General features: G+C 44.6%; 23 protein-coding genes. 8 read left to right on the top strand and 15 right to left on the bottom strand.

From position 1 onward, the window contains the following. Positions 1-19 precede the first annotated feature (19 nt). The gene (locus ABIO93_RS00805; RefSeq protein ID WP_348063537.1) at positions 20-1,060 is read right to left on the bottom strand and encodes a hypothetical protein; all 1,041 of its coding nucleotides are present in this window, start codon (positions 1,058-1,060) and stop codon (positions 20-22) included. 160 nt (positions 1,061-1,220) lie between these two features. Between ABIO93_RS00805 and ABIO93_RS00800 the strand changes: the two genes are divergently transcribed. Then, complete coding sequence (locus ABIO93_RS00800; protein WP_348063536.1) at positions 1,221-2,195, top strand: 1-acyl-sn-glycerol-3-phosphate acyltransferase; 975 nt, start codon at positions 1,221-1,223, stop codon at positions 2,193-2,195. Positions 2,196-2,239: 44 nt separating this feature from the next. Here the strand turns inward: ABIO93_RS00800 and ABIO93_RS00795 are convergent, their stop codons facing one another. After that, positions 2,240-3,295, bottom strand: a complete 1,056-nt coding sequence (locus ABIO93_RS00795; protein ID WP_348063535.1) for a VOC family protein — start codon at positions 3,293-3,295, stop codon at positions 2,240-2,242. A 291-nt stretch (positions 3,296-3,586) separates the two neighbouring features. On the opposite strand from ABIO93_RS00795, the gene aroB reads away from it, so the two are divergent. Next, the gene (gene aroB / locus ABIO93_RS00790) at positions 3,587-4,621 is read left to right on the top strand and encodes a 3-dehydroquinate synthase (RefSeq protein ID WP_348063534.1); all 1,035 of its coding nucleotides are present in this window, start codon (positions 3,587-3,589) and stop codon (positions 4,619-4,621) included. A 90-nt stretch (positions 4,622-4,711) separates the two neighbouring features. After that, entirely contained in the window at positions 4,712-5,287 is a 576-nt protein-coding gene (locus ABIO93_RS00785; protein ID WP_244822590.1) for a DUF4136 domain-containing protein, read from the top strand. 51 nt (positions 5,288-5,338) lie between these two features. On the opposite strand, the gene mraY is transcribed toward ABIO93_RS00785, so the two are convergent. From mraY to rsmH, 5 genes are all read right to left on the bottom strand, one after another. Next, positions 5,339-6,550 (bottom strand): phospho-N-acetylmuramoyl-pentapeptide-transferase, encoded by a 1,212-nt coding sequence (gene mraY / locus ABIO93_RS00780; protein ID WP_348063533.1) that lies wholly within the window; start codon positions 6,548-6,550, stop codon positions 5,339-5,341. A 71-nt stretch (positions 6,551-6,621) separates the two neighbouring features. Beyond that, positions 6,622-8,103 carry a UDP-N-acetylmuramoyl-L-alanyl-D-glutamate--2,6-diaminopimelate ligase gene (locus tag ABIO93_RS00775; RefSeq protein WP_348063532.1) on the bottom strand — a complete coding sequence of 494 codons (1,482 nt, stop codon included), beginning with the start codon at positions 8,101-8,103 and terminating at the stop codon, positions 6,622-6,624. A gap of 8 nt (positions 8,104-8,111) precedes the next feature. Then, on the bottom strand, positions 8,112-10,256 hold the full coding sequence (locus tag ABIO93_RS00770; RefSeq protein WP_348063531.1) for a penicillin-binding protein: 2,145 nt from the start codon (positions 10,254-10,256) through the stop codon (positions 8,112-8,114). Positions 10,257-10,322: 66 nt separating this feature from the next. Beyond that, positions 10,323-10,637: an FtsL-like putative cell division protein gene (locus ABIO93_RS00765; RefSeq protein WP_348063530.1), complete on the bottom strand. Its 315-nt coding sequence runs from the start codon at positions 10,635-10,637 to the stop codon at positions 10,323-10,325. 85 nt (positions 10,638-10,722) lie between these two features. Further along, positions 10,723-11,658, bottom strand: coding sequence for a 16S rRNA (cytosine(1402)-N(4))-methyltransferase RsmH (gene rsmH / locus ABIO93_RS00760; protein ID WP_348063529.1), 936 nt, complete (start codon positions 11,656-11,658; stop codon positions 10,723-10,725). Positions 11,659-11,798: 140 nt separating this feature from the next. Between rsmH and ABIO93_RS00755 the strand changes: the two genes are divergently transcribed. From ABIO93_RS00755 to ABIO93_RS00740, 4 genes are all read left to right on the top strand, one after another. After that, complete coding sequence (locus tag ABIO93_RS00755; RefSeq protein ID WP_348063528.1) at positions 11,799-13,058, top strand: TlpA disulfide reductase family protein; 1,260 nt, start codon at positions 11,799-11,801, stop codon at positions 13,056-13,058. 136 nt (positions 13,059-13,194) lie between these two features. Continuing rightward, positions 13,195-13,668 carry a MarR family transcriptional regulator gene (locus ABIO93_RS00750; RefSeq protein ID WP_348063527.1) on the top strand — a complete coding sequence of 158 codons (474 nt, stop codon included), beginning with the start codon at positions 13,195-13,197 and terminating at the stop codon, positions 13,666-13,668. Between the two features lie 54 nt (positions 13,669-13,722). Next, a complete protein-coding gene (locus ABIO93_RS00745; protein ID WP_348063526.1) occupies positions 13,723-16,128 on the top strand; it encodes a 3-hydroxyacyl-CoA dehydrogenase/enoyl-CoA hydratase family protein in 2,406 nt (801 codons plus the stop codon). 165 nt (positions 16,129-16,293) lie between these two features. After that, on the top strand, positions 16,294-16,737 hold the full coding sequence (locus ABIO93_RS00740) for an Rrf2 family transcriptional regulator (protein ID WP_348063525.1): 444 nt from the start codon (positions 16,294-16,296) through the stop codon (positions 16,735-16,737). On the opposite strand, the gene ABIO93_RS00735 is transcribed toward ABIO93_RS00740, so the two are convergent. The 8 genes from ABIO93_RS00735 to dctA form a co-directional block, all read right to left on the bottom strand. Next, complete coding sequence (locus ABIO93_RS00735) at positions 16,729-18,345, bottom strand: hypothetical protein (protein ID WP_348063524.1); 1,617 nt, start codon at positions 18,343-18,345, stop codon at positions 16,729-16,731. The genes ABIO93_RS00740 and ABIO93_RS00735 overlap by 9 nt on opposite strands. A 6-nt stretch (positions 18,346-18,351) precedes the next feature. After that, entirely contained in the window at positions 18,352-19,299 is a 948-nt protein-coding gene (locus ABIO93_RS00730) for a glycosyltransferase (RefSeq protein WP_348063523.1), read from the bottom strand. A 58-nt stretch (positions 19,300-19,357) separates the two neighbouring features. Continuing rightward, positions 19,358-20,434 (bottom strand): NAD-dependent epimerase/dehydratase family protein, encoded by a 1,077-nt coding sequence (locus tag ABIO93_RS00725; RefSeq protein ID WP_348063522.1) that lies wholly within the window; start codon positions 20,432-20,434, stop codon positions 19,358-19,360. A gap of 243 nt (positions 20,435-20,677) precedes the next feature. Then, entirely contained in the window at positions 20,678-20,929 is a 252-nt protein-coding gene (locus tag ABIO93_RS00720) for a hypothetical protein (protein ID WP_348063521.1), read from the bottom strand. A 77-nt stretch (positions 20,930-21,006) separates the two neighbouring features. Continuing rightward, entirely contained in the window at positions 21,007-22,740 is a 1,734-nt protein-coding gene (locus ABIO93_RS00715) for a M3 family oligoendopeptidase (protein WP_348063520.1), read from the bottom strand. A gap of 52 nt (positions 22,741-22,792) precedes the next feature. Beyond that, on the bottom strand, positions 22,793-23,143 hold the full coding sequence (locus ABIO93_RS00710) for a DUF5615 family PIN-like protein (RefSeq protein WP_348063519.1): 351 nt from the start codon (positions 23,141-23,143) through the stop codon (positions 22,793-22,795). Further along, entirely contained in the window at positions 23,140-23,370 is a 231-nt protein-coding gene (locus tag ABIO93_RS00705) for a DUF433 domain-containing protein (RefSeq protein WP_348063518.1), read from the bottom strand. The genes ABIO93_RS00710 and ABIO93_RS00705 overlap by 4 nt, the downstream gene beginning before the upstream one ends. Before the next feature lie 51 nt (positions 23,371-23,421). Further along, positions 23,422-24,693, bottom strand: a complete 1,272-nt coding sequence (gene dctA / locus ABIO93_RS00700; protein WP_348063517.1) for a C4-dicarboxylate transporter DctA — start codon at positions 24,691-24,693, stop codon at positions 23,422-23,424. A gap of 208 nt (positions 24,694-24,901) precedes the next feature. Here dctA and ABIO93_RS00695 point away from each other — a divergent pair, with 208 nt between their 5' ends. Continuing rightward, the gene (locus ABIO93_RS00695; protein ID WP_348063516.1) at positions 24,902-25,741 is read left to right on the top strand and encodes an ABC transporter substrate-binding protein; all 840 of its coding nucleotides are present in this window, start codon (positions 24,902-24,904) and stop codon (positions 25,739-25,741) included. The last annotated feature ends 1 nt before the right edge of the window (position 25,742 follow it).

The following is a 25,742-nucleotide window of genomic DNA, read 5'->3' as shown; positions in this document are numbered from 1 at the left end:
GGAACTGAAAGGTAATTCCCTAAATGTTCAGTATTCTCAGGATTTTTTCTTCGTCAAAACCGTCAATAGAAGGGAAATAAAGCTCGTATGCCTCTTTTTGCAGTTTTGTGCAGTAAGATCGGTGGAAGAAATATTTACCGTATTTGATCACATAGTTCAAAATGAAGAAGCGGTATGCCTCTTTCATAAACCGGACTTCTCTTTCCGTCAATGGATATACCTTGTGGTACTCCTGAAGAAAAATCATAAAACGATCCTCCATCAGCGGGCCCATGAGGTAGCTGAACACGGTACGATCACCGACATTGGAACAAACCCGACTAAAAAAATAGAAATCCATCACCCTGGAAGAAACCCGAAACCAGTCGTAATCCCATCTTGAAAACAATTTCATGTCGTCGGTCATAGAAAAATTACCAATATTCCAGTCCACAAACACAGGCATGAGGTCAAAGGAGCTGACATTAAGCCGCTGGATATTTTTCATGAAGATATCGCATTGCCTTTTCAGGATGTTAATGAAACCGCGATGCTCGTACTGGCCAGTATCAGTTTCCAGAATATCCAGCAAGTGCTGAATGTCCGTGCGAAGATTTTTGGAAGACTTCGGGATAGATTTTCCTGCTCGGAAGCAAGCCTGGTGAAATTTGGCTGCTTCTTTACCAAGTTGCCTGATCTGATCCTCATTAAGCCGTTTAGGAAGGCGGTTCATGGCCCTGATCGGATTGTAGAATACCACCCAGGTATCCACAAAATCTTCCTGGTAACGGTAAGTATAGACCTGATTATTTTTTACAAGAGACTTGGCGAGCACATTTTCAAACGGGTACAACATGTTGTTGGACAGCGTTTGTATGATCCGGTGGTCCTCTTTGAAATGTTCATACTTGCCGAAATAGGAAAGCTTGGCAACGACCTTATCATCATTGTCCAGCGTGACCCTAAATACGTGATTGGTAGACACTTTGGCACTGATATCCTCCACAAATTTCACTCCGATGGAATTATCAAAACCTGCCCAGGCTTGGCGGATAATTTCCGGATAATCTTTTAAGCGCATTACTGATGTGCATTAGGCCTTGCAGCAAGTTGATGTTAAGCTCCCTGAGGAAATTCACAGAATGTCAAAGGTAGCAACTTCGGAGTAGCGTAATACCGTACCACGACTGCCGGAATAAAAAAATAATCGCATAATTTTGTAAAAACTTACCTTTCAGATTTTGTTTTACTACTTCTCACGTTTTCTGATCCGTCTCGCACTGCCTATTTACCTAAAAAAGCTTAGTGTTAGCAATTTCAACAAACTTCCTAAGGGCGCGCCGCTCATGCTGGCCTCCAATCACCCTGATTCATTTTTCGATGCATTGATCATTGGTTCTGTCATGCAGCGACCCATTCATACTTTAACGCGTGGCGATGTTTTTAAAAAGCCCGCGGTTGCTTTCTGGCTTCGGCTGATTAACCTCATCCCGGTATTCAGGGGATCGGAAGGGCGGCAGTATGTTAAAAATCATGATGTTACTGCTCAGCAAAGCCACGATGCATTGAAAAAAGGGGATGTCGTAGTCGTATTTTCAGAGGGGATTTGTGTGAATGAATGGCGATTGAGGCCGCTGGGGAAAGGTACTGCGCGTATGGCTTACAAAATCTGGCACGGCGACGACCCGCTGAAAAGCATGAGAGTTGTTCCTACCGGCGTCAACTATGAACATTTTCGCGGTCCGGGAAAACGCGTTTCGTTGCGTTTTGGAACTGAAATTGGCCCCGAAGACATTCAGACAAGTCCATTAGAATACGAAAAATGGCTTCGGGAATTCAATGAGATCCTAGATACGAGAATGAACAATGAAATTCTGACGATACCGGAGGATTTACCTCAAACGGAAAAAAAAGAGCGATTGAATGCTTTCCTTGGAGGTGTTCCGGAGAGAAGTAATCCGGTTCTAAAAACGATCGGTTCGATCGGCCGCTTGATCCACCAGCCGGTGTATTCATTTTTTGTTAAGAAAGCTGCTAAACTGACGGGTAGGACAGTTTTTTATGATTCGGTACTATTTGGATTGCTAATATATCTGTACCCGGTAGTAGTAATATTGCTTGCGGTTATCTTAGGTGTGTTTGCGGGTTGGCAAGCAGGATTAGGGTTATTCTTCGCTTTGCCTTTGCTGGCCTGGGTGGGGGCGCAGTATAGATAACAAGACTTACCAAGTCTCACAGACTTGGCAAGTCTCGCTCTCTTTCAATCTTTTACTCTACTCAATCCCATTAGTTTCAGCATCCAGTCAGGTAGAGGTCGCTGATGTTTTCTTTTCTGAATATCGAGGAACCAGCCGATCTTTTTCAAAATGGGAAGCTTATGCGTTTCCACTAATTCTATTAATGTGCCGTCAGGATCTTCCAGATAGGCAAATCGTCCTGCCGCAGACTCCATACCGAATGAACTTTCGCTGTCAATGGTGAATGGGTAGCCCTGAGCTTGCAATTTGGTTTTTAATGCAACCATATCCAGTGTGTCGAAACACAAATGGATGTAGCCGCAATCTCCCCAGAAACGATTTTCAAATATTTTTTTAGGCGTTCTGTCCAATGCCTGGATCAGCTCGATCTGAATGTCCCCCAGCAAGCGGCTGAATGCACCGTCGGGTGTGAAACTCTTGCGCAGTAGCAATCTTCTGAAACGCTGACCTGGGATAGATGCCGGCAGATCCTCAAAAACGCCGGTTTTGTCGTAAACCACTTCCAGCGGCTGCAAAAGATTTTTATAAAAAACGACCGATTTATCAATGTCAGAAACGCCTACCATGACGCCCGCTACCCCACCAACTGCGCTGCCGGTTTTCTGAAACCAGGAGTTGTCGCTCGTGATCTGAAATGTATTTCCGTAAGGATCATTTCCCCAAAAGCCTTCCCCTTCCGGTAATGCTACCAAAGGTCCAACCGCTTCTTTGGATTTGCTTTTGATCCAGGCGTGTGCCTTTTGAACATCAGGCGCTTTAAAACGGATTGCATTGATACCGAGGTCACCCGGCTCCGTCTTGAAATTAGCAGGTTGCGAAGTACGGCTTGTAAATGACCATATTTCCAGACCCCCGCCACCAGCCATATTGAGCGCCAGAACGGCGTGTCTTTGCTGAACTTTGCCGCCGGTATAAGGCGTCATCAGCGGAGCTTCCGCTTTTTCATCAAATACCGGTACATCAAAACCCAGCACCTGACGGTACCATTTCCACGCGTCGGGTACATTTTGAACACCAATTCCTACTTGTTGAATTCCTGAAATCAGCGGAGTACTCATTCGTTGAGATTATAATTAAATGAAGGACGGATATCTGTAAACCAGATTTTAAATAGTCGGCAATTTTACGAAATAAAATGCAAACCAGACATCTGTTGGTAGGATTCAAGAAAAATGTACTGTTTGCGAAAATTTCTTGGGATACAAAACCTAATTGATTATTTGATAAACATAATAATTCCTATCTTTAAATGGGATTTCCAGAATATTATTTTAAAAAGCTGAAATTCAACGCATCCATTTGGATGCACTCATCGTACATGTGATGAGCCTGTCTCAATTAAAGTAAGAATGAATCAGTCAGTAGTTATTGCACCGATAAGCGAAAGCGTACCGGAATTTCTAAGTTCGTCGCAGTATTCGAAAGTAATTGTGATAGCGGATAACAATACAAAAAGGCACTGTTATCCCATTTTGAAGACATTTTTGCCAAAGCATAGCATAGTTACCGTTCCCGGTGGTGAGGCGCATAAGACATTAGCGACCTGCGAAAAAATCTGGGAAGCTATGACAAATGACGAATTGGACCGGCATGCGTTGGTTATCAACATTGGTGGAGGCGTGATTGGTGATATGGGCGGGTTTTGTGCAGCAGTTTACAAGCGTGGCGTAGATTTTATACAGGTGCCGACGACATTGCTTTCGCAGGTGGATGCAAGTGTAGGAGGTAAACTAGGAATTGATTTTCAAGGGTTTAAGAATCATTTAGGTGTTTTCAATATTCCGAAAAGTGTTTTAATTGATCCGGTATTTTTGAAGACATTACCCGAAAGAGAAATTCGCTCAGGTTTTGCAGAAATTATCAAGCATTGTCTGATAGCAGACGCGGTAAAGTGGGATGAGATCAGGCAGAAGGATTTTGAAAGACAAAACTGGCAGGATCTGATTGCCCATTCGGTGAAGATCAAACAGCAAGTTGTAGATCAGGACCCGACGGAAAAAGGTTTGAGAAAGATCCTCAACTTCGGGCATACGCTCGGACATGCAGTGGAAACCTTTTTTTTGAACAAAGCAGCGAATCAACGATTGTACCACGGAGAAGCCATTGCAGTGGGTATGATCATGGAAAGTTATCTGTCTTTTGAACGAAAGATGATCGACCAGGAGACGCTGACCAGCATTGAAGAATTTTTGTTCGCCACTTATGGCAAAGTGAATATAAAACCTGAGGATGTAGAGCAAATCATCGCGCTGACTCGCCAGGACAAGAAAAATAAGGGAAAAGAAGTGCGGTTTTCATTGCTGACAGGAGCAGGGCAATGTGCTTATGACGTAGTAATTTCTGCTTCTGAAATGCGTAAATCAATAGCCTACTATTTGGGATAGTTTTAGTGGACATCTGGGCATAAGCTATTGGTTGAGTCAATGAGTATTCAATACATTCTCGATATATATTTTCACAACCTGACAAATTAAATGCTTATGCTGAGGTCTATTTTAACTTATTCCGTTTTACTACTGGTAATTGTAATTGCGGGGTGCTCTAGTGGTCGAAAAGTGTTTGTGGAGCACGATTATAGTTACGAAACTAACTTTAAAGATTACTCTTCCTATACGTTTCTGGAATGTGAGAGAGATACCAATAATCTTTGTACAGAGATTTACGAAGCGATCCGTCGCCAGATGCAGGTAAGGGGTTACAAGCTTACCGCTGAAAAACCTACGCTGCTGGTTAATTACGGTATTTTCTATGATAACCTCAGATACCAGGGCTATATGCAGCCGGTAATCAAAAACTGGGTAGATACGGAGAATGAAGGTTTCAGATATGAGCCCATCAAATATGCCCTGGACAAAGGAACGCTCATTGTTTCTTTAATCGACGCTGAAAGTGATCAAGTGGTGTGGAGAGGATACGCCTCAGGTATCTTCAAAGGTGTCGAAAGTTCTAATAACCACTATCGAAGCGTGGTAAGACGTATTTTTGACCAGTACCCACTTTTTGCGAAAGGCTACGATCCGAGGAGATATAGCGAAGCGGTTGGAAGATAATTAGCGAGACTTGGCAGGTTTTCAAAACCTACCAAGTCTTTCTAAATTTAACTACCTCAGTTTTAATGTAGCAAGCGTAAGAATTGCAAGAATAATCCCCACAATCCAGAACCGGGTCACAATCTTCGATTCGTGAATTCCTTTCTTTTGATAATGGTGATGCAGCGGCGACATCAATAAGACACGCCTGCCTTCTCCAAATCTCCGTCTGGTATATTTAAAATAGCTGACTTGTACGATCACAGATAGGTTTTCAGCAATGAAAATACCGCACATGATGGGTATTAGCCATTCTTTGCGGATCGCCAGCGCTACTACGGCAATAACTCCTCCCAACATTAAACTTCCGGTGTCACCCATAAAAACCTGGGCAGGATAGGCATTATACCAGAGAAACCCGACGCAGGCCCCGATAAATGCGGCACAAAAAATTACCAGCTCTCCCGAATTCGGAATGTACATCAGGTTCAGGTATTGCGAAAACTTGGTGTTACCCGACAAGTATGCCAAAACGCCCAGCGTAAGCGCAATGATCCCTGACACGCCCGCCGCGAGGCCGTCGATTCCATCGGTAATGTTCGCTCCGTTGGAAATGGCAGTAATGATGAAAATGGCTACAATGGTGTAGATAATCCAGGTATATTCTTCTGGTAGACCGAAAAGTAAAGTCTTATAGTCAAATTCGTTGTTTTTGGTGAAAGGAATGGTCGTTACGGTAGGATGGATAATGTCGCGGTACCGCTGTATTTCACCCAGATTAGAACTCAGTAAAGGTTTGTCGTAAATCCTGATCCGGACATTGTCATTGAATGATAACGTCAATCCCACAATAAGCCCTAATCCTACCTGGCCCACGATCTTGAACCTGCCGTGAAGTCCGTCCTTGTTGTTTTTGAATTTCTTCAAATAGTCATCAATAAACCCGATCAACCCCGTCCAAAGCGCTGTAATGATCAGCAAAACAATGTAGACATTGCTCAATTTGGCGAAAAGTACTACCGGTATCAGGAGTGACGCCAGAATGATAAAGCCTCCCATGGTAGGAGTACCCGCTTTTTCCATCTGCCCGGCCAGGCCGAGGTCACGAATGGACTCGCCCATTTGCTTTTTTCTTAGCAGATTAATGATGGATTTGCCGTAGGTGGCTGCAATAAATAATGACAAAACAGTGGCTCCAAGCGCCCTGAATGAAATATATTGGAATACACCGGCACCGGGTATATTGAAATTCTTGTCTAAATAATCAAATAAGTAATAGAGCATGTAAAGGCATATTGGGATGACGGCTGCAAAGTTGCTTCTTTTCAAAGACTGTGCAAAAGACCGGCAGGTTTTTAATTGGAATACCGCTTTTCAAATACTTCTAAAAGCACTTCTTTGTCGTCAAAATGATGCTTTACACCCTGTATGTCCTGATAATTTTCGTGACCCTTTCCTGCAATCAGAATAATGTCCTCAGGATTTGCTTCCAGTCCGGCTTTGAAAATCGCTTCGCGTCTGTCTTCGATCACTGTGGTTTTTTTGTAATCCAGGGGAGGAACACCTTTTCTCATTTGTTCCAGAATGTCCAACGGATCTTCAAATCTCGGATTATCCGAAGTGAGGATCACCTGATTACTATATCTACAAGCAATAGCAGCCATTTTTGGACGTTTTTCCGCGTCCCTGTTTCCCCCGCATCCTACGATGGTGATGACTTTTTCATTTCCGTTTCGCAAATGCGTGATCGTTTCCAGTACATTTTCCAATGCATCCGGCGTGTGCGCATAATCCACGATGCCCACAATGTGATCCTTAGAATGGAATTGTTCAAACCTGCCCGGAGGACTTTTGAGATTAGACAGCTCAGTCAGTACTTCTTCGGGTTTTTCGCCTAGTAAAACCGCCGCTCCGTACACAGATAGCAGGTTATAAGCATTAAAGCGTCCGATTACCCTGAACCACACCTCCTGCTGATTGACCTCCATATGCATCCCGGCCAGGGTGTCGGAAATGATCTTGCCCTTAAATGTCGCCAGCGTCTGCAGCGAGTAAGTCTCTATTTTGGCTTTTGTATTCTGAACCATTACTGAACCGCGGCGGTCGTCGACATTCACAAGTGCAAAAGCAGTTTTCGGCAACTGATCAAAGAAACCTTTTTTGGCTTTGATGTAATTATCAAAAGTCTTGTGAAAATCGAGGTGGTCGTGGGTAATGTTGGTGAAAATCCCTCCTGCAAATTGTAAGCCGGTAATGCGGTGCTGGGCCACGGAGTGTGAGCTTACCTCCATAAAAACGTGGCTGCAATTGCTGGCCAGCATTTTTGAAAGCAGCTGGTTCAATGCAACCGAGTCGGGGGTCGTGTGGGTAGAAGGAATGATCTCGTCTTCGATCTGGTTTTGGACGGTGGATAGCAAACCACACCGGTATCCCAATGCGCGGAAAAGTTGGAAAAGAAATGTAGCAACAGAAGTCTTACCATTTGTACCCGTCACACCCACCAAAGTCAGTTTACCGGAAGGGTACCCGTAGAATGCCGCCGAAATCAGCCCCATAGCCGCTGCGGAATCTTCAACTTGAATGTAAGTGACTTCGCCTACCGGATTTTCTGGCAGTTCTTCGCAAAGAATCGCCGAAGCACCCAGCCCGGTAGCAGTAGTAATGTATTGATGCCCATCAGTTTGTGTTCCCCTTAATGCAACGAACAAGCTGCCTGGCAACACTTTTCTTGAATCTAAAATGATATTTTTAATCACGACATCACCGGAACCATGAATGGTGGCGTCCTTCAAATCGACAAGTATGCTGCTTAAATGTTTCTCCTGATTGGTTTCCATGAATGGAATTACTGTAATGTTAATAGGATCGTTTTAATACCGTCTTTATTGGATCCGGGCGGCAACGATTGTTCCACCACTTTGCCTGATCCTTTAAAAGTAACCTTGAAGCCCTTATTTTCCAGAATGTATAATGCGTCGCGCATCGCCATTCCCTGCAAATCGGGGATGTCTTTGGAGCCAATGCTTTGGGATTTCCATTTCGTTTTCCCTTTTTTGAACAATGACGCTGAAGCGTACTCGGTTTCTTGCGGAGCTGGCGTAAGTTTTAATTCACGGCTGATAATGTTCAGTTCTGACGATCTTCCGGCCCATTTAACGTCCTGCGAAGTTTCGGGTACCGAATCCTTCACGGGTTTTTGAATGCTGGCGTCGTAGGCATAAATCCTGTCTGCTACTTCCTTGAACACGGGTGCCGCCACACTTCCGGCGTAACGCGTGTAATCCGCTCCTGAGCTCTTCGGATTATCAATGATGACAATGCAGCTATACTTGGGCTTATCAGCAGGGAAATAGCCCACAAAAGACGTGTAATTCTTGCCCTCCGTGTAAACGCCGTTGATCAGCTTACGTGCTGTACCGGTTTTGCCCGCGATTTTATAAAGATCTGATTTAATATGTTTTGCCAAACCGTTTTCTACGACTCCTTCAAGCATTTTCTTCACTTTCCGGATCGTTTCGGGCGAGCAAATCGGCTTTTCTTCGACATAGGGTATCATTTTATCCTCGACACCCTCTGCATTCCTGATTTCTTTCACGATCATCGGTCGCACCCAGTAACCATCATTTGCAACAGCATTGTACAGCGCCAGCGTTTGCAGCGGTGTCATTTGCATTTCATAACCATGCGCCATAAAATAAAGCGAATAATTACTCCAGTGCTTGGAAGTCCGGTCACGGATCAATGGCGGCTTCTCACCCTTCATTGGAATTCCGGTGGGGACAGTCAAGTGAAATTGTTTGAGATATTGCAGGTACTTGTCTGGTTTTGAAGCAAAATACTTTTGCATCAGCAGAACGATACCAATGTTGGATGATTTTTCAAGTACCTGAGCAGCAGTAATGTTCCCAAAACCTCCCCTATGTGCGTCCCTGATCATGTGGTTGCGGAACCTGAGCGCACCTGTGCCGGTATTGACCATCACTTGATCGGGATTCATATGTGTTTCTTCGAGCAGCGCCATCATGGTCGCCAGTTTGAAAGTAGACCCCGGGTCATTGCTTCCTGCCAGGGCATAGTTGAAAACTTCTTCGTATTTCTGATCGCCGCGTTTCGTGAGATTGGCCATCGCCTTAATTTCTCCCGTTGCAATTTCCATCACGACTACTGAGCCAAAATCCGCCTGCATTTCCATCAGTTTTCTGCGCAGCGCCATTTCAGCCCGTTCCTGGAAATTCATATCCAACGTGGTGTAAATGTCCCTTCCGGCTTCTGGTTGTATGTTCAGGGCGTCACCTACCGGAATTTTAACGCCACCTTCCACTTTTTCTACCCAGCCAATACCCGATTTTCCTTCCAGTTTTTTATCAAAACTTGCCTCAATGCCAATGTAACCTCTTCCACTTTTGGGATCAATGCCGCCAATGGTACGGTCGGCCATCGGACTGAATGGTTTGTACCGTCTGTAAATCGTTTCAAACTTTCCGCCGCCTCCTTTTTTGTCTTTAGCAAAGAATGGCCATAGTTTGATTTTTTCTCTGTCCAAATGGCTGATCTGCTTGGATTTAAGTCGCAGATATCTTTTGCTTTTACTGACCCGGTAGCGCATGATCTTGGCGCGGTAGCCGGACGCAGTGTTTTCACCAAAGTTTTTGGCCAATAAAGAAGATAGCTGATCAATGTTGTTGTAGAAGTAAGCGGAATCAGCCACTTTGGTATCAAAACCAACAAAATAATAAGGTAGGGAGGTCGCCAGAAGCCTGTTGTCGGCCGAATAAATATTTCCCCGCATCGCAGGAATGGTATCCAGTTTCAGATCGTTCTTGACAGAATACTCCGCCCAGGTTTTTCCTTTGAAAGTATCATAATATTGAACACGTATCAATTTGGTAAACACCATAATTCCCAGCAAAAGCAAAAGCCAGCCCACTGTTCTAGCCCGGCTGATCAGCGCTTTCTTATTATTCTGACCGCTTTCAATATCGTTCTTCATAGCCTGTTTAGAAGAAAATTATCTTGATTGAATGATTTGACCGTTTTTGGATAAAAGCAGAAACTGTTATTCTTCTTCTTCCTTAATGATGATCTTTTTGGGAGGGGTCAGGTTTTCTTCCAAACCGTCGGGTTTCACTTTTTCAATGATGACCGATTGCAGGCCACTTTTCATGTATTCCGCATGAATGGACGTGTACTCGGCCCGGAGATCGTCGACCTCCTTTTTAAGTTTGATACTATTACGAACATATTGTTCAGACTGAAAACCGATCCGCTCGTAAGCGACGAGCAGGATCACCACCCAGCCAAAATAATAGAAATATTTGACCGGAAGCCGTTCCTCCTTACCCGGAAGTTTTTCACCAAATACTTTATCCAAAGGCAAAAAACGATTGAGCCAATTGAATAAATGGTATTCCCGCCTACGTTTGGGCGGTTTTGGTGTAATCGGTTTGGGCCTTCGTTTATTTTCCGGCATCTTCCTCAGGTTTTTCTGCGATCCTCAATTTTGCACTTCTGGCCCGTGGGTTTCTCGCCACTTCTTCTGGCGTTGCTTCCACAGGTTTCCTTGTAACGCTGGCCAGTGGCCTTATCGCATTTCCGTAAAAATCCTTTTCTACCTCGCCGTCAAATTTTCCTTTTTGGATAAAATTCTTGACCAGCCTGTCTTCCAAAGAATGATACGACATCACGACCAGTCGTCCACCAGGGTTCAGGATCTCAGGTATCTGTGTCAGAAATTCTTCCAACACGCTCAATTCATCATTTACTTCAATTCTTAATGCCTGGAAAACCTGCGCAAAATACTTGTTTTCACGATGCTTGGGGGCATAGCGCATCAAAACGCCTTTTAAGTCATTCACCGTTTCAATGGGCGAATTATGTCTGGCTGCAAAAATCGCTTCAGCGGCGGTTTTCGCATTGGTAACCTCGCCATACATGCCAAGTATCCTCTGCAACTCAGTTGTAGACCTTACATTCAAAACTTCCCGTGCGGTTTTCTCTCCATTCGGGTTCATCCGCATATCGAGATCAGCCTCAAAGCGGGTTGAAAAACCTCTTTCCGGCGTGTTGATCTGATGGGATGAAACGCCAAGGTCAGCCAGTACTCCATCTACTTTTTCAGCCTTGTGCAGTTTCAGGTACCTTTTAATATGCCTGAAATTGGCTGCAATGAATGTAAATCGTTTATCGTCTTTAAATTCCGCTGCATTGGCCACCGCGTCCGGATCCTGATCGAAAACCAGTAACCTGCCTGTCGTCAGTTTTTCGAGAATGGCCCTCGAATGTCCGCCGCCGCCAAAGGTGACGTCCACGTAAGTGCCTCCCGGCTGAATGTTAAGCCCATCCAGGCATTCGGATAACATCACAGGTTCATGATAGGTACTTTGTGGATCCATTTGTTAAAAGCAACGTACTGAGGAACTATTTCTTGCCGTGAGGCAGTTACAAACTTAGCAATTTTCAAGCGTAGGACTCACGGTTGAGGAGTGATTTAATTTTAACACCACAAGGAGGTTTTTAGAATAACGAATTGGATATGAGATATATAAATTGGATTGTTGCTTCGTTGTTTTTGATTGTATTACCCAGCTACACATCTTCATTTGAAACAACTTCCGGATCAACATTAAAAAACGGCATCTGGCGAGCCACATTAGCCAGAGATACGCACCGGCTTCCATTGCTTCTGGATATTTCCAAAAATCCGGATAACAAAACGTTCAGCGTCTTTGTCGTGAATGGGACTGAACGGTTGAAAATGGATTCTACATACATTCAAGACGATTCGCTGGTGATCCCGATGCAGCTTTTTGATGCCAAAATCGTGGCAAAACAGGATGGCGACCACCTAAAAGGAAGATACTATCGTCTTGCCAACGGCGTTGTTGCGGGCTCCATACCGTTTGAAGCGAAATTCGGCGAAAATTATAAATTTTATAAAAAGGGCGAAGCTAAAAGCAGTAAAAATGTGGCCGGCAAATGGGCGACATTATTCAAAAATGAAATTACAGGCGATACGACACGCGCAGTTGCCAATTTTGCACAGCAGGGTACAGATGTTACCGGCTCGTTTCTGACACCTACGGGCGACTACCGGTTTCTGACAGGCAGCGTGAATGGCGACAGCCTGTTTTTATCCACCTTCGATGGCTCCAACGCCATGTTGTTCAAAGCAGCGATCGTTGCCGACGGCAGACTGAAAGGGGCTATGTGGACCGGGCTGAAAGGTTACAAAACCTGGAATGCAGTACTGGATCCGGCCGCAAAATTGCCGGACGCTACCAAACTGACTTTCCTGAAACCAGGCTTTGAAAGCATTGACTTCACATTTCCCGACGTGAATGGCAAGCAATGGTCATTGAAGAATCCGAGATTTAAGGGTAAGGCTGTCATCATCCAGATTATGGGTTCATGGTGCCCGAACTGTATGGACGAAACCAACTATGTAGCGCCTTGGTATAAGAAAAACAAAAGTCGCGGTGTGGAAGTGATCGGGTTGGCATTTGAACGCTCCGATAAACCCGAAATCGCAAACCCAAAGATCAAACGCATGATCACCAGATTTGGGATTGACTATCCTATCGTTTTGGCGGGAACCAATACTGACGAAGCAACCGGCAAAGCATTGCCAATGCTCAATAAGGTAATGTCCTATCCTACAACCATTTTCATTGATAAAAAAGGAAAAGTGCGGGAGATCCATACTGGCTTCTCCGGCCCGGGGACAGGCAAATATTACGATGATTTTGTCTCCGACTTCAATGGATTGATGGACAAGCTGATCAACGAAAAGTAAGAAACTGAGAACGCGCCGGCATCAAAAACCGGCGCGTTTTTTCTTGAAGTAAAATTAGTATGCTTGCATAATACTAACGGGATTTCTTACATTTGTGACAAGGGGTACGCCTGACACTAAATCGCTTTTTCAGACCATGCGCAAGGAAAAAACAGTTGATTTCCAGATAAAATGGGCCTGGCATTCTATTTCAAGAATGTACAATGCCTATGCCGCACGGTTTGATACCACCATGGCCGTAGGCTATGTATTGCTCAATATCGACATCGAAAACGGTACTCCTGCCACCAAAATAGCCCCGCTACTGGGCATGGAACCCAGGAGCTTGGTGAGAATGCTGAAAACGCTGGAAGAACGGGGGCTCATTCAGAGAGAAGTAAGCAAAAATGATAAGCGCTTCGTCAGGATTGTATTGACCGACCTGGGAAAAGAAAAGAGGGAGCTGGCCCGTGAAGGAGTGATCTCGTTCAATACCATGATCCGCGATAAAATACCTCTGGATAAGCTGGTTACATTTTTTGAGGTGATCAAAGACATCAACAAGCTCGTAGAAGAAGAAAATCAAAAATTAAAAGCCGGAGACCCCGGAGAGGTAGACGGGGAATTCTAAAGATTAAAAGCCGACTGCCGAAAGCCGACGGCCACACAAAAAACTTTGTAACTAATGAATCGTTCAATTCGTAAAGTAGCTGTTCTGGGTTCAGGTATTATGGGATCGCGGATCGCGTGCCATTTTGCCAATATTGGTGTGGAAGTGTTGTTGCTCGACATTGTCCCGAGGGAGCTTTCAGAGCTTGAAAAAGCAAAAGGACTTACGACTGAGCATCCAGCTTTTCGGAACAGGCTTGTGAACGATTCTTTTCAACAAACATTAAAAGCCACGCCAGCTTCGCTATACAGCCCTTCGTTTGCCTCACGGATCAAACTGGGCAATTTTGACGATAACCTGGCCGACATTAAAAACTACGACTGGATCATCGAAGTCGTGGTAGAGCGGCTGGACATTAAAAAAAGCATTTACGAAAAAGTAGACGCGCTTAGAAAGCCTGGGACATTAATAACCTCCAATACTTCCGGAATCCCGATCCATTTGATGGCAGAGGGGAGAAGCGAGGATTTCAAAAAGAACTTCTGCGGGACACACTTTTTTAATCCCCCAAGATACCTGCGTCTGCTGGAGATCATTCCTACCCCCGATACCGATCAGGCCGTGATCGATTTTCTGATGCATTACGGAGATCTTTTTTTAGGAAAAACGACCGTTCTCTGCAAGGATACACCGGGCTTCATTGCCAATCGGCTGGGTATATATGCATTGATCCAAACCATTCGGGTAGCGGAAGAAATGGGGCTCAGCGTGGATGAGGTGGATAAGCTGACCGGGCCGGTTGCAGGACGTCCTAAATCCGGTACTTATCGCCTGTCTGATGTAGTAGGACTGGATACTACTGTGCACGTAGCCAACAACTTATATGCAGCGGGAGAGGGAAATGATGAGTCGCGCGATGCATTCGTTATTCCGGGCGCGATGCAAAAACTTTTTGATAACAAATGGCTGGGAGACAAAACGGGACAGGGTTTTTACAAAAAGATCAAGGACGAAAAGGGTAAGTCGGTGATATTAGCGCTGGATTTTACCACGTTGGAATACAAGCCGTCTGAAAAGGTGAAATTTGCCACATTGGAAGGAACCAAGGCCATTAGTGATGTGTCGAAACGCTTTGCGGTGTTGGTAGCGGGGAAGGACAAAGCCGGGGAATTTTATAGAAAGACATTCGCAGACGTATTCCGATATGCCACATTGCGTATCCCGGAAATCTCCGACGAAATTTTCCAGATCGATCAGGCAATTACCGCAGGCTTTGGCTGGCAATACGGCCTTTTTGAAACCTGGGATGCGATTGGCGTGAAAGAAATGCTAACCATAATGGAAAGCCTGGAACTGAAACCTGCGGCGTGGGTATATGATATGATTGCCGGTGGTAATACTAGTTTTTATAAAGTGGAAGGCGGAAAAAGGCATTACTATGACATTCCTTCCAAATCTTACAAAAAGGTACCTGGGCAGGAAAGTTTTATCCTGCTGAGCAATTTGTCCGACAACATTGTCTGGAAAAATGCGGGAGCTAGCCTGTATGACATGGGTGACGGTATCCTGAACCTGGAATTCAAGTCGAAAATGAATACGATGGGTTCTGAGGTAATCGAAGGAATTCAGAAGGGGATCAGCATTGCGGAGAAGGATTTTCGTGGGTTAGTCATTGGAAATGAATCTGTTGAGGCATTTTCAGCGGGCGCTAATCTGGCGATGTTGTTTATGTTCGCCATAGAGCAGGAGTTTGACGAGATCAATATGGTGATCGCGCAGTTTCAGCAAACGATGATGCGCGCACGATATTCTTCCATACCTGTTGTCACAGCCCCGCATACGCTTGCGCTGGGCGGCGGCTGCGAGCTGAATCTGCATGCGGATAAGATCGTGGCGCACGCGGAAACATATATGGGCTTGGTTGAATTTGGCGTGGGGATTATTCCGGCTGGCGGCGGTACCAAGGAAATGGCTTTGCGCTGCTCAGATATGTACCAGGCAGGAGACACGGAATTGAACATTCTTTCGACTGCTTTCATGAACATTGCGCAAGCCAAAGTCTCCACTTCGGCCAAAGACGCGCGTGAAATGAATTATTTGCAGGAAAAAGATCAGATTGTACTCAGCCGGTCGAGATTGATTGCCGAGGCAAAACAGGCAGCGATTGATCTGGCGGACAATGGATATACGCAACCGAAGCAAAGAGCAGATATTAAAGTGCAGGGTAAAACGGGTATTGCGTTGCTCATGGCTGGTATCGCGCAAATGCGACTGGCGAATTATATAACCGACCATGATGCCAAAATTGCTAACAAACTAGCTTATGTGATCAATGGTGGTGATTTGAGTTATGCGCAGCCGGTGACAGAACAATATTTGCTGGATCTGGAACGGGAGGCATTTTTATCGTTGTGCGGCGAAAAGAAAACATTGGAAAGGATGCAAGGTCTATTGAATGGAGGTAAACCGCCCCGTAACTAGCCTTATCCGCAGAGAGGGAATTATTGCTTAGCCAATTTATGTTCTGGAGTTAATAGGATATTCGTTGAAATGTTCGATATTTAGAATTAATCAACTGAAATATTTACTGGAACGAGTTCATCTTTACGCATACTAATTCCCCTAAAAAGTACTTTTTGATCAACAATGATTTCGAAAAAAGCAAAATACGCCCTTAAGGCCTTGAAAGTTTTGGCAGAACAATACGGAAAAGGTCCCGTATTGATATCTTACATTGCGGAAAAAGAGAAAATTCCGAAAAAATTTCTGGAAGCCATTCTACTTGATCTTCGTAATAATGGCGTGTTGCAGAGCCAGAAAGGTAAGGGTGGTGGATATTTATTAAGAGTGCCGCCGGGGGAAGTTAATTTTTCTAAAGTACTTCGGATTATCGATGGGCCTATCGCGCCAGCACTTTGCGTTTCGATGTTCTTTTATGGAAGATGCGATGATTGCAAAGACGAAGAAACATGCAGCCTGCGCACAGTTTTGGAAAGATGGAGAGACGCTAACCTTGCGGTACTGGATAAAACCACATTGAATGACCTTCTCCAGGTTGAAAATGCGGGAGCTACTGACATATTATCTTAACTGTAACCGGTCTTTCCTAACGTATAGCCTAGTATCGTCAAAACTGCCAAGTAACTTGTAATTTTTTAGAATATATTGATATAACTCAGGGTAACTCTCAATACCCTGGGTTTTTTTGTTTTGGACCCAGGAGCTATTCTTTCCTACCGCATCCAGAACAATGGCAGGCTTGGTTCTTTCAATATCTTTAAGGTATCGATGACGATAGGTTTTCCGCATCGCATGATCGAAAATAGAACGTTCAGAATGATTTTCGGCGGTACCCTGTTTCAGCTGCGCTTCTACATAATATACACATTGCCAGCCCCATACAACCATGTAATCAGTTGGTTTGCTGTATTTTTTGAGTTCTGTAACGACGGGACTTTGCCAAAGGTCCCTTGCGCCTACCGAGGGGAAGTCGTTTAGTTTTCGCTCTTTTACAAAATAATATGCATCATATCCTGCAAACCAGATGAGCAAAATGGCAGGGAAAACCAACGACCATTTTTCCAGTTTCGACCATCCATACGCGGCCAGCAATGTCCACGGAACGACGCAAAAATTGAGGTAATGAATAAAATCGTTACCTGACTTCGTCACCGCATAAATGCTGGAAAGAACCAAAAACAGAATGATCAATGGAATGGCGTTGTCTTGACTTTTAATTCTCAAAGGGCTAAAAATCTTAATCAGGCCCAATAGTATTGGAGGAATTAACGCCCATGTATAAAACTGAAAATCAGGTGTCAGGCGGAAGATGGCGGCAAACTGGGTAGGAATGGAGAAAAACCCTTTTCCGCCTGCATAAATCGCATTGCCGAGCAGATAGAAATCGATTAGGTCGGTGAAGACGTGAAATGCGAGGGCCCAAAGAAGAACAATGGCTGGAAATGTCAGCCCACCGGACATAAGCGCCAGAAATGGGCGATAGTTTTTTCGATCGCGGTATACCAGGTAACAAAACCAGCAGGCCGCCAGCACCAGTACCATCGCCTGAGGCACAGCCTGCAACTTGGCAAAAGGAATGGCACCGGCTACGAAACCGACGAAATAAGCATTGGCTGATTTTGATTTTTCATGCTGACTAAGACACGAAAGCAGCCAGAGACACAATGACAGCAGAAAAATAGGAAGCTGCTCACTCGAATAATGTACAAAATCAACTTCTTGCGTAAATGCCAAAAAGATCACCGGAACAGGAAATATTTTCTTAGCTCGCGATGTTCCAAACCAGTTTTTTAATGTAAAAAACAGAAAAATGAGTGAGCCGGCGGCGCAAAAGAAACCCATAAGCCTGCCGGAGGTATAGTCGATCTGGAAGCCTAATAATTTGGGAATGACGAGCAGGTAGTTGTCAAGGGGCCCAATGGTGGTCCCGTCCACCGACCGCCAGTAAACAGGGTCGTGAAACAATGTAATGGCGTGGCTGAGCATCTGGCTCTCATCCGGATTGAGCTCCCTATTGTAAACAATAACCGGCAGCCGCATCACCAGCAGCAAGAGCATACTCAGAGCAAGATACGCTTTGGTAGGAACAGCCTTATAATTCGCGGAAAGAACGACAATGGCAGCCAGTAAATAGCCAAGAAGCCAATATACCGGAGGAGAACTGTCGAACGTGATCATGACAACTTAGTTGAAGGTGTCTACTTTTTCCACAAAATCACGGTAATGCACCGCCGGAATAAAATGTTGCTGGGAACGGTATTGAAGTACCATAAACACTAGGAAAAGAGAAATCAGAAAGGATTGCAGCATCAGGATCATTAATGTGCTGCCTAAGGTCGAGGCCCAGCCTGGCGTTGCATTGCCGATCAGTTTCAGGAAAACGATAAAAAATATGAATGCGATCGCTACTCCGGACATGAAGATTGAAAATATCAGAATCCGCACCGCCGTGGTATCCACCATGACTGAAATGGCGCTCAAACCGTGCAGTACCAGCGATACAAAATTCATTTTACTCTCGCCGGCGAGCCTCGTTGCGCGGTTAGTAAGTACTGAGTCGTAAGGAATGCGGGATTTGATGATGCCACCAGGGTAATTATTCCAGATTTCGGAAACTCGTACCAGGTTTTGCAAACGACTTTGTGGTATCAGACTGAAATTACCGAATGTGATCACTTTTCCCGTAAGCAATTTGAAAAGTAATTTATAGATCACATAAAACGAGCGGAATAACAGGCTTTCCGTACGTTTGTTTCTTTCGGCAAAAATAATTTTATCAGGTTCTTCCAGTGATCTGGCGGCCAGTTTGTTGATATCGGCAGGCGCGTCTTCACCGTCGGCATCCATGACGATCACTTTATCGGTAGGAAGGTGTTCGGCAACGTAAGAAAGCCCGATGGCAATGGCTTTTTGATGGCCCAGGTTCCGGTAGAGTCGCAGAACTTTGATCTCTTTCCCTTCAAATGGTGCAAATGGCTGTGTCCTAAGCTTGGAAGAGCAGTCGTCGACAACGAGTAATGTAGTGTTTTTTAATATCGGCGTGTTTAAATCCGCATTAATCTTTTGTATCAGCAGGTTAAGTGCCTCCCAGTCATTGAATTGAGGAATGATAATGACGAAATTTTCTGGCATGGGGGAGGAGATTGAAAACCTCCGGAGTGAACTTTACTCCGGAGGTTTCTGAAATGATTTATACCGTTTTAACGCCTAACCGGGAAGAGATACCGTCGTGGATCTGCGTTAAAGTTTCTACCAACCCATATTCCCAGTTCCAGCCAGGGTAGTGGGATTTGAATTTTGTAAGATCGCTCACATACCAGATATGGTCACCCACCCTGTTTGTGTCCGAGTAAGAATAAGAAAGTTTGTTTCCTGTGATTTGCTCGCATAGTGCGATGGCCTCCAACATAGAGCAGTTCGCAAAACGACCGCCGCCTGCATTGTAAACTTCACCTGGACGAGGGTTCTGGTAGAAATGCCAGAACATATTGACAAGGTCATGGCTGTGAATGTTGTCACGAACCTGCTTTCCTTTATATCCGAAAATAGTATAATGATTACCTGTGATCGCACATTTCATCAGGTAAGCCAAAAATCCGTGCAACTGAGCACCGGAGTGGTTTGGGCCTGTCAAACAGCCGCCGCGGAAAACAGCCGTTTTCATGCCGAAATAGCGTCCATACTCTTGTACCATAATATCCGCAGCAACTTTGGAAGCTCCGAAGATGGAATGTTTGGTATGGTCAATGCTATGGCTTTCGTCGATCCCGTTTATGAAGTATGGATGGCTTTCATCAATTTCCCAGCGAGTTTCTAGTTCTACCAAGGGAAGGTAATTAGGATTATCGCCGTAAACTTTGTTGGTAGAAGTGAAAATGAACACGGCTTCAGGTGTATGAAGGCGGGTCATTTCAAGCATATTTAATGTACCCACTGCATTGACCCCGAAATCAGTAAAAGGCTCACGGGCCGCCCAGTCGTGGCTGGGTTGTGCAGCGGCATGGATGATCAGCTTGATGTCGGTTCCGTATTCTTTGAAAATCGGTTCCAGCTGGCTTACTTCACGAATATCGGCTGAGTAATGCTTGTAATTGCTATATGCACTTTCAATCCGGCTCTTGTTCCAGGCTGTGTTTCCATCTGCCCCGAAAAAGTATTCCCGAAGGTTGTTATCAACTCCAATGACCAGATCAAATTTATCAGCCAAAAAAGCAACCGATTCACTTCCTATTAGTCCGGCTGAGCCGGTTACCAAAGCTATATTCATGTTTGTGTATACTTTTAATTGCTTATGTTATTCTCAAAAATATGATTTCAATATGCCTCGAATACGTAAAGTAAATTAAAAATGTTCAATTGTCACAACTTCACTTATTCAATGGGTACGAGCCAAAAGGATTATACGTATAAGTCGATATTGAAATTGTTCAATCCTTTATAAATATGGTTTCAAAAAAAAGATATCCCCGGGTGATTGGGGATATCTTCAATATCTATATCAAAAAATACTTTATTCCTTTACTACCGCGCTGGTCGCTCCGCCGTATAATTTCGCTCTGATGTCGTTTACGCGGGCATCCAATTCAGGTTTTGCCTCGTATTTGTAAGACATTTGGCGAGGTAATGAATCGGGGCTTACGCCGTACACGGTTTCATTTCCAACATTCAAATCCTTCTGCTCGATGTGATTGTATTTTTGGTAATCACATGAAGAAAGTAAAGCCAGACAAGCAACAAACGCAACTATTTTATTGAATTTCATTTCTTTGATCGTTCATAGTATTATCAGCAAAAATAACCGCCATTTTCATAACCACCAAATTACGGTGAAATGAAATGCTATTTTTTTAACTCTTCCAGTTCATTACGGACAAACTGCATTAAATCTGAGATATGCTGCTCCGAAAAATCGAAAGGGATGTTGGCTGCCTGGTATATATCCCCGATCGTAGCTGTATAGCCGAGTTTCAATGCATCAAGGTAGCCTTTCAGGCCCTTTGCAGGATCCTGACGGTAATTTTTCCAAACTCCAATCGCCCCTAGCTGTGCAATTCCATATTCAATGTAATAGAATGGTACTTCGTAGATATGAAGCTGACGCTGCCACAGGTACTTTTTGAAGTTTTCAATGCCTGACCAGTCCATCATCGTATCTGTAAATTCTTCATAGATCCGTACCCATGCATCGGTACGTTGTTCCGGTGTATGCTGCGGGTTTTCGTACATCCAATGTTGGAATTTGTCAACGGTAGCTACCCATGGAAGTGTTTCAATGATCGATTCCAGGTGCTGGATCTTGGCGCGTTTCAGGTCATTTTCATTTTCGAAAAACTCATCCCAGAAATCCATCGTGATCAGTTCCATCGACATGGAAGCCAGTTCAGCCACTTCCGAAGGCGTATGTTTGAATGCATTCAATGCCAGGTCGCGGGTTACCAGCGAATGTACCGCGTGACCGCCCTCATGCAGGAGCGTGACCATATCGCGGAGATTAGAAGTCGCATTCATGAAAATAAAAGGAACGCCAATTTCGTCCAGCGGGTAGTTATACCCTCCCGGAGCCTTCCCTTTCCTCGATTCCAGGTCAAGGTGCTTCATGGTTTTCATGATCCTCAGGCAGTCGCCCAGGAATGGGTCCAGCCTTGAAAAGCAGCGTATCGTCTTATCAAGCAGCTCTTCGCCTGTCGAGAACGGTTTCAAGGGAGGCAGACCTTTTGGATCAACTTTGGTATCCCATGGACGAAGCTGCTCCACTTTTAATGCATCTTTTCGTCCCGAAGCCATGTCATTTAGCAGCGGAACAACCGCTTTTTTAACTGATCCGTGAAAGTTGAAGCAATCCTCGGGGGTGTAGTCAAAGCGGCCCATTGCGGCGAACATATAGTCACGATAATTGTCGAAACCAGCGTTTTTGCCTACCTGGTTTCTCAATGTGACCAATTTGTTCAATAGATCATCCAGCTTGCCATGGTCTTCATAACGCCGTCCGCTTATCGCCCGCCAGGCTTCCTCCCGGATCGTGCGATCCGTGGATTGCAGGCGATCCGCTGCTTTTTGCAAAGTCATTTCCTCGCCATCCAGTGTCACCGTCATCGCCCCTGCAATGGCGCCGTAGTGACGTTCTTCGGTTTGCATTTCGGTAATCAGGGGAATGTTTTCATCCCGGAAAATTTCAATGGCCTTTTTCATGCTCCGAAGTGTGATCGCAAACCCCGGTGCTGTTAGCTGGTCCAGGTATGGGCTATCGACCACTTTTTTGTCAAGAGCATTTCCGTACTCGGCCAGTTTCGGTTGGATTTCGGCTATAAAAAACTGCAATGCGCTGATCAGGCTCGTGTTCGCAGTATCGCAGGTCTGGCGAATGTATCGCCATGCAAAGTTCTCGGATAGGTAAGACTCTATTTCACTACGGTCTGAAAACCATTGCTTTAAGTCCTCAGCAGAATTGATTTTACGGGTTTTCAGATTTTCAAAGAGCGGTTCCAGGTCTTCCCATTTCTTCAAATCAAATTCTTCTCCAATAAAAACCCTTTTCGAACGGGTTGGTATATGTACTGTTTCCTGCGTTGTCATAATGATTAAATGCTATTAGAAATACGATTTAAAAATGATAGAAGTATATCACTTATACAAACGGTCGTGGACGAATTTTGTGAATGGTAACTGTCGTAAAGTGACCAAATAGGTCATTTTTGCGTTCAGAAAGAAGTTTTAACAAGATTTTGAGGATGGCATCAGTATCCTTAAAATGATAACGTAAAAACAGTACGCTAATATCGGTTATGTGGTGTGCATAAACCCATTCGCCAAAATCTTTGTCTTCGGTAAGAATAATACGCGGTGGATTTCTGGATATATCGATAATGGATTCGTCAGAAGAACCGCGACTAGATTCGTAGATGGAGTGAACTTCAAAACCCGCGAGGCGGATGCCATTAATCAATCGGCGATCAATATTTTCATCGGCTAAAATCATGCAGCCGATTCGAGAGTTTCTTCATTTGCTATGGTTTCAGCAGCATATTGAAGTACCGCTTGTACCGCCTCTTTACTTAAATGAGGGTACATAGCCAGCAAGTCGTCGATTTCTGCTCCTTCGCCAAGTTTACGAAGAATCATCTCCACAGTCAGACGCGTGCCTTTGATAACCGGTTTTCCCAGCATTACGCGATGGTCTGAAATGATGAAATCCTGATATTTCATTGAAGAAAGTTGTTGATAAAAACTGGATAAAAATAATGAAAATTATCAGAGCTACAACTTGGTTTGCTCTTGTTGTGTCCGGTCCGTTAAATTATCCGTGATCACATTTTCTGTTTCCTTCACATTCTCGAAGGCATAGTGCATTTTGTCGCGATCGAATTCTTTTTCGTTGTTGGCGAGCCAAATGGTCGCTACTCCGTTTCCGATGAAATTGGTAATGGCCCGCGCCTCAGACATGAACCTGTCGACTCCCAGCAGCAGCGCCAGACCTTCAACCGGGATCACTTTAATGGCCGTCAATGTAGAAGCTAGTACTACAAAACCACTGCCTGTAACGCCCGCAGCGCCTTTGGAAGTAACCATTAAAATACCGATCAATGAAAGTATCTGACCAATCGTAAGGTGTACATTAAAAACCTGCGCGAGGAAAATCGTCGCCATGGAAAGGTAGATCGTGGTCCCGTCCAGGTTAAATGAATAGCCAGCCGGTACTACCAGCCCTACAACGGGTTTGGAGCAGCCCATTCGTTCCAGTTTGACCATTAAGGAAGGCAGCGCAGCTTCGGAAGAGGAGGTACCCAATACGATCAGCAATTCCTCGCGAATGTATTTCAGGTACGACCATAAACTGATTTTGTAAGTCCTGAGAATGAAGCCGAGCACACCAAAAATGAAGATAGCCATCGTCGCATAAACCGTTCCCATTAGCTTGGCGAGTGGCAGCAATGTATCAATACCATACTTACCAATGGTATAAGCCATTCCGCCGAATGCCCCGATCGGCGCGAAGATCATGACCAGATGCAAGGCGCGGAAAACGTATTTGGAGATAAAATTCAGCCAGTGAATAACCTTATCCTTACCCGAATATTTACTTAGAACCGTCCCCAGTACCAGCGAGAACAACAAAACCTGCAAAGTGACATTATCCAGGAAAAATTGCAACCAGCTGAAATCGTGGACTTTATTGGCATAAACCGAGATGTCTCCTTTTTGAAGATTGCCAGTCACCACGCCGTCGCCGGGTCGAAGAATGTTGGCGACGATTACACCGATTATCAATGCCAGTGTAGTAACAATCTCAAAATACAAAAGCGCCTTTGCGCCTACTTTCCCGACTTTCTTCAAATCCCCCATCCCAACGATTCCGAGCGTTATGGTCAGGAAAATGATCGGATTGATGAAGATCTTGACAACCTGAATAAAGCTCTTCCCCAGAACTTCCATTTGCACGCCTTTTTCAGGAAAATAATGGCCCAAAAGAGCTCCGCAAGTAATAGCAGTCAGCACCCAGAAGGTTAGGTTGGTCAGTAGCTTTTTCAATGTATGCCTGATGTAAAGGTTAAGGAATGCGACCCGAGTGTTCTGAAAATGTCGTTTTGAAGCAGTGGTGCAACTTTTGAATTTACAATAATAAAAGCCTCAACGTGGATTTGAGCTTCCTAAATGTAAATTTTTATTATCTATTTATACTTGGTCTAAATTAATAATATATATTTGCCGATGTTATTTTCCTACAAAAGAAAAATCCATGCAAACCCTTCGGTTCATTAAAGTATTTGTTGCCCTTTTTGCTATCCATATTTTGGGTAGCCATGCATTGGCAGGTGCTGCTTTGAAAATTGTCTCAGCGAATGGGACACTAAGCGAAATCCTGGTCGGGCTAGGCCTTGAAAAACAACTCGTAGGTGTAGACGTAACCAGTACATATCCCGCAAGCCTGGACAAAATCCCGAAAATCGGACACAACCGCAGCATTGCCGCCGAAGGAATTTTGGCCCTGAATCCCGACGTGGTGATTTATACGGATCACAGCATGTTGTCACCCGCTGTGATCACGCAGTTGAATAGTAGCGGCAAAAAGGTGGTTGAGTTTAAACATGAGTATACCAAGGAGGGGGCAATTAAGCTTATCCGTGAAGTTGGAAGTTATTTCAATGTCAAAGCACAGGCAGAAAAAATGGTAAAAAGCCTGCAAGCCGATCTTGCCAAAATTCCAACTACCGCCAGCCCGAAAAAATTGCTGTTCATTTATGCAAGAGGGACCGGCACATTGATGGTAGCAGGTACGGACACTTCGCCTGACAAAATGTTCCTGCTCTCCGGTTTTAAAAACGCTGCGCAGGGCTTCAGTGATTTCAAACCACTAACCGCAGAATCACTCATTACTGCCAATCCTGACGTGCTGGTGCTTTTTTCAAGCGGATTGGAAAGTCTGGAAGGTATCGACGGATTGCTGAAAGTACCTGGTGTGGCGAATACGAATGCGGGTAAGAATAAAAAAGTCATTTCCATGGACGGACAGCTGCTGACGGGGTTTGGTCCGCGGCTGGGAAAAGCAGCGCTTGAACTTTCGCAAAAAGCAAAATAAC

Origin of the sequence: Dyadobacter sp., assembly GCF_039919315.1 — a bacterium.
GTDB lineage: Bacteria > Bacteroidota > Bacteroidia > Cytophagales > Spirosomataceae > Dyadobacter.
This window is presented reverse-complemented; position numbering and strand designations above follow the sequence as displayed.

Coding starts and splice junctions, on each gene's coding strand:
- ABIO93_RS00805 (WP_348063537.1), bottom strand. CDS start 1,060: ATGCGCTTAAAAGATTATCCGGAAATTATCCGCCAAGCCTGGGCAGGT.
- ABIO93_RS00795 (WP_348063535.1), bottom strand. CDS start 3,295: ATGAGTACTCCGCTGATTTCAGGAATTCAACAAGTAGGAATTGGTGTT.
- aroB (WP_348063534.1), top strand. CDS start 3,587: ATGAATCAGTCAGTAGTTATTGCACCGATAAGCGAAAGCGTACCGGAA.
- ABIO93_RS00785 (WP_244822590.1), top strand. CDS start 4,712: ATGCTTATGCTGAGGTCTATTTTAACTTATTCCGTTTTACTACTGGTA.
- mraY (WP_348063533.1), bottom strand. CDS start 6,550: ATGCTCTATTACTTATTTGATTATTTAGACAAGAATTTCAATATACCC.
- ABIO93_RS00775 (WP_348063532.1), bottom strand. CDS start 8,103: ATGGAAACCAATCAGGAGAAACATTTAAGCAGCATACTTGTCGATTTG.
- ABIO93_RS00770 (WP_348063531.1), bottom strand. CDS start 10,256: ATGAAGAACGATATTGAAAGCGGTCAGAATAATAAGAAAGCGCTGATC.
- rsmH (WP_348063529.1), bottom strand. CDS start 11,658: ATGGATCCACAAAGTACCTATCATGAACCTGTGATGTTATCCGAATGC.
- ABIO93_RS00755 (WP_348063528.1), top strand. CDS start 11,799: ATGAGATATATAAATTGGATTGTTGCTTCGTTGTTTTTGATTGTATTA.
- ABIO93_RS00750 (WP_348063527.1), top strand. CDS start 13,195: ATGCGCAAGGAAAAAACAGTTGATTTCCAGATAAAATGGGCCTGGCAT.
- ABIO93_RS00745 (WP_348063526.1), top strand. CDS start 13,723: ATGAATCGTTCAATTCGTAAAGTAGCTGTTCTGGGTTCAGGTATTATG.
- ABIO93_RS00740 (WP_348063525.1), top strand. CDS start 16,294: ATGATTTCGAAAAAAGCAAAATACGCCCTTAAGGCCTTGAAAGTTTTG.
- ABIO93_RS00735 (WP_348063524.1), bottom strand. CDS start 18,345: ATGATCACGTTCGACAGTTCTCCTCCGGTATATTGGCTTCTTGGCTAT.
- ABIO93_RS00730 (WP_348063523.1), bottom strand. CDS start 19,299: ATGCCAGAAAATTTCGTCATTATCATTCCTCAATTCAATGACTGGGAG.
- ABIO93_RS00725 (WP_348063522.1), bottom strand. CDS start 20,434: ATGAATATAGCTTTGGTAACCGGCTCAGCCGGACTAATAGGAAGTGAA.
- ABIO93_RS00720 (WP_348063521.1), bottom strand. CDS start 20,929: ATGAAATTCAATAAAATAGTTGCGTTTGTTGCTTGTCTGGCTTTACTT.
- ABIO93_RS00715 (WP_348063520.1), bottom strand. CDS start 22,740: ATGACAACGCAGGAAACAGTACATATACCAACCCGTTCGAAAAGGGTT.
- ABIO93_RS00710 (WP_348063519.1), bottom strand. CDS start 23,143: ATGATTTTAGCCGATGAAAATATTGATCGCCGATTGATTAATGGCATC.
- ABIO93_RS00705 (WP_348063518.1), bottom strand. CDS start 23,370: ATGAAATATCAGGATTTCATCATTTCAGACCATCGCGTAATGCTGGGA.
- ABIO93_RS00695 (WP_348063516.1), top strand. CDS start 24,902: ATGCAAACCCTTCGGTTCATTAAAGTATTTGTTGCCCTTTTTGCTATC.